The following is a 4,562-nucleotide window of genomic DNA, read 5'->3' as shown; positions in this document are numbered from 1 at the left end:
TAAGACGTTGTATGAGTGTTGATTTTAGCTTTATATCCTAATTTATTAAATGTGTCTTTCTGCAAAAAAAAAGATGAGATCACTCTCATCTCATTAACGATTTACATGAACATATCCAATAAGTGGTTGGTTACATTCAACACTATAAATTGTTGTCTGATTTCCAAACCATCCACCATGAACAGCCTGCCCATTACCAATATATAATGCTACATGTCCTTGATAGACACAAATATCTCCTGGAACCGGATTGTTTGTCAAAGGTCCTAAGCTTAAATAAGCTGCTGGTGCACCATGGAAATTGATTCCTACAGCAGCAAGTGAATTTGTCACTAACATTGTACAGTCTTGATATACCCCAATCTGAGCTAATGCTGCATCAGCAATTCTTTGATAAAAATTCTTTTCTACATTTACCGTAATATTTTTTTCACTTACATTTCCCGCTTTATCTTTCGCTTTAATGGATGTTGTAACAGTTCCTGTATTTGTTGTATCTACATTTTCAGTCAAAGTCACAGTTCCTTCTTCATTTAATGAAACATAGCGATTGATATCAAATGCTTCATTTTGTTCCACTGTGATTGTATCCTCACAAGTAATTACAGGCGCTGTTGTATCTTCTACCTTGATACTTACTTCAGCGCTGTGCTTTTCATTTGTATTTTTGTTTTTTCCTTCAATAGAAACTGTTTGTTTACCAACCGTATCAATATCTAAATCTTTTACTTTTACCTTGTAGTTTTTTGATTCATATACAGATACATTTTTTGATTTCTTTTTAAATTTTACATTTGCATATTTTTGATGTAATTCTTTTGTAAATACAGACTGCATTGAATCTGCATTTTGATATTCAATTTTATAAGCTGGTGTGTTTTCTTTTGCTGCAACACTTGTAACGCCTCCAAATGTAGATGTAGCAATCATCACACTCACAAATACTTGCATTAATTTTTTCATTGTTATGGGCCTCCTCATTGCTCACACAATTAAAGAGGCTACACTATTTTCTCGTAAGTGTCAAAAGAATACCCGTATTTCCCACAATTTAACATATTAATTTGTTTAAATTTGCCATTATTAACAAGCTCGTCCCATTAATTTGCACTTTTTAGTGAAAAAAAAGAACTACAAAATTTGTAGTTCTAATCGATTAATATTCTAATTTTTTAACCTTTTCCCAAGTAAACTGAGGATCACCAAAGTGTCCATAGCATGATGTTTTGTGGTAAACTGGCTTTCTTAAATCCAATTCGGAAATGATGTTTCCTACTTCAAAATTGAAGTTTTTCTTAACAATTTCCAATAATTTTTCATCATCAAATTTACCTGTTCCAAAAGTATCTACACATAAAGATACAGGTTGTGCTTTACCAATTGCATACGCAACTTCAACTTCACAACGACGAGCTAAACCATTCGCAACAATGTTTTTAGCTACATAACGAGAGTAGTAAGCAGCACTACGGTCTACTTTCGTAGGGTCTTTACTAGAGAAACATCCTCCTCCAATACGTCCACGTCCACCATATGTATCACATACGATTTTACGTCCTGTCGTTCCTGAATCTCCCCATGATCCACCTACAACGAAGCTTCCAGATGGGTTGATGAAATATTTTGTGTTTTCATCTAAATATTTTTCATCAATGCAAGGTTTAATCACTTCATTCATGATCAATTCTTTAATTTCTTCTTGTGTAATATCTTTTGAATGTTGAGTTGAAACAACGATTGTATCAATACGTTTGATTTCATCATTTTCATATTCAACAGATACCTGTGTTTTTCCATCTGGCTTTAATAAATCTGGGTGTTCTCTTCTAACTTTAGTCAATTGACGAGCTAAAAGGTGTGCATAATAGATAGTTAATGGCATATACTCATCATTTTCATCACATGCATAACCAAACATAATACCTTGGTCACCAGCACACACTTCATCACGGTTTACCGCATTGTGAATTTCAGGACTTTGTTGGTTTACAACAGTATGTACATGATATTCTTCTGTATATCCAATACGTTTGATTTCATTCAATGCGATTGTTTCATAATCCAATTCTGCCTTTGTATTACATTCACCATAAATTAATACAAAATCATCTTTAATTGTACATTCAACAGCCATATTTGAATATGGGTCTTGAGCTAATGCAGCATCTACGATTGCGTCGGCAATTTGGTCACAAATTTTATCTGGATGACCTTCAGTAACACTTTCACTTGTAAAAATATAGTCTTTCATTTTGTCTCCTCTTCTTGCTTATCCATAAAAAAAACATACTTTAAGAAGTATGTTACAAATCTTTATACTTCTTATCGCTGTTAGCAGGACCACCTTAACATATTGTCAGGTTGGCGTGAAGTCAACGAGCTAACTCTCTACTTCAACTCTGGATAATTTTTTTTACACATAAAGATTAAAACATGAAACTACAAATAATGCAAGGAATTCATCACCATTATTATACATATCTTCATTTATGTACTTCAAAATACAAAAATGGCTAAATTATCTAGCCATTTCATTCTAATATCCTAATACTTCATCCACTAAGATTACATGAATACGATCGGGTTCCATACTGTTTCTTGTGATAACCAATTGGTCGCAAATGCAGCCTTGGGCTAAACAATTTGCACAACTACCTGTTAATTGACAAGGTCTGTTTCCACTAAAACGTTGATTATTAATGGGTGCAGCCACATTTCTTAATCTAGAAATTGCACTGTCTAAATCTTTTGTCACCTTATTCATACCTACGATCATTATGACATGTCTAGGCCCAAAACATAAACATGACACACGATTACAATGCCCATCCATATTGACTAAAATTCCATCTTCTGTCATCGCATTGGTACTCATTAAATAGTAGTCTGCATAAAAACAATCTCTTTCCAACTTGTACTTTTCTTCGGCATCTTTTGCCTGATCTCGATCAATAACTTTAAAATTTCTTTTATAAAGCTCTTCCTTGATACCAATCTTATTTAAAGTATCTGAGCCTCCCCAGCCGACACTTGAGCCTGGCTTCATAATTTCAAATGCCAAATCTACAGCTTCTTGTTTCGAATGCACATAATACCCATTCATATGTCTGTTTTTTAAACTTTGAATCACTTTTTTAGACAATAAATCATTTCGTTTTGTGATCATTTTTTACACCTCAATCCACTCTATTTTATTCACTACAATCGATGATGGTCGATCCTTTTTTCCTTGAATCAGACAAATACGATCTTTTTGAATGTTTTCTTTTTGCTGTTCATACAAACGAGGCATGATAACCGCATCCATTTTACCAGCTTCATCCTCGACACTCATAAAGCACATCCAATCACCTTTCTTTGTCTTATGCGTTCTAAAAGATGCAACACGCACTAAAATACTCATATATCCATCTTTATTTACTGCATTCAACAATGGTATACAATTTGGATAGTTATGCATGCGTAAAGACTGCACAGGATGTTCACTCACATAGAAACCGTACACATATTGCTCTTTTTGGGCTTTTTGTATTGGATTCTCTTTGATTCTTTGAATGCCTGGACGAGAGACAATACTAAAATCGAAACGTAAATTGTTCGGATCTTCAATTCGCACAATATTTACATAATCAATCAGTTTTCTTAAGTTCTCATTAAGAGTTGCACGATTATATCCAAAACAATCCAATGCTCCGCCATCAATTAAAATTCGAATCGTAGATTCATTGATCTTATACATACTTGCCTTGGCAAGAAAATCAAATAAATCTTCATATGGTGCATGTTCTAAAATCGTTGGATAAATTGTTTTCCCTACACCTTTTAAAACTTGTAGCGGCATACGAATTGAATTCTGTTCAATCATATAGAAAGCCTTTGAATGATTAATATCACACCCATTCACAACGATATTTCTTCGTTTACATTCATAAATATATTGCGATGTTTTTATACCTGAACCAATGACACTATTTAAAAGGCTCTGATAGAAATATAAAGGATAGTTTGCCTTTAAATAAGCCATTTGATAAGCTACTAAGCTGTAGGCATAACTGTGTGATTTATTAAATCCATAACCCGCAAATTGTTCCATAATGGAAAATATCTCATTGGAAACAGAATCTTTGATACGATTCTTTCGAGCTCCTAAAATGAATTGCTCTTTTAAATTCTGCATGACATCCAATTTCTTTTTCGACATAGCCTTTCTTAGTGTATCTGCTTGTGCCAAGCTAAATCCGCCAATCACTTGGGCTGTCTGCATAACTTGTTCCTGATAAATCATGATACCATAGGTTTCCTTCAAGATTGGTTCTAGTAAAGGATGAGGATACACGACTTTCGAAGGATCCTTTTTTCTTTCAATATATGTATTAATATGCTGCATCGCTCCAGGACGATATAAAGCAAGTACAACACTGATATCTTCAAATTTGTTGGGTTGTATCTTTTGTAGTAAAGACGTAATTCCACTAGATTCCAATTGAAATACACCTAATGTGTTTCCAAACGATAATAATTGATATGTTTTCGCATCCTTTAAATTGATTTTCATCATATCC

The 4,562-nt window shown here is 33.5% G+C and carries 4 protein-coding genes; all 4 read right to left on the bottom strand.

What is annotated here, in order from left to right:
- Positions 1 to 93: 93 nt before the first annotated feature.
- Entirely contained in the window at positions 94 to 963 is an 870-nt protein-coding gene (locus tag ACZQCL_RS06775; RefSeq protein WP_337532664.1) for an NlpC/P60 family protein, read from the bottom strand.
- A 193-nt stretch (positions 964 to 1,156) separates the two neighbouring features.
- Positions 1,157 to 2,251, bottom strand: coding sequence for a methionine adenosyltransferase (gene metK, locus ACZQCL_RS06770; protein ID WP_118356928.1), 1,095 nt, complete (start codon positions 2,249 to 2,251; stop codon positions 1,157 to 1,159).
- A 285-nt stretch (positions 2,252 to 2,536) separates the two neighbouring features.
- Complete coding sequence (locus ACZQCL_RS06765) at positions 2,537 to 3,166, bottom strand: lactate utilization protein (RefSeq protein ID WP_331865387.1); 630 nt, start codon at positions 3,164 to 3,166, stop codon at positions 2,537 to 2,539.
- Positions 3,167 to 3,169: 3 nt separating this feature from the next.
- Positions 3,170 to 4,562, bottom strand: a 1,393-nt coding sequence (locus tag ACZQCL_RS06760; RefSeq protein ID WP_482482381.1) for a helix-hairpin-helix domain-containing protein, incomplete at its 5' end; no start/stop codon positions are given.

It is taken from the genome of Holdemanella sp. (assembly GCF_056804935.1).
This window is presented reverse-complemented; position numbering and strand designations above follow the sequence as displayed.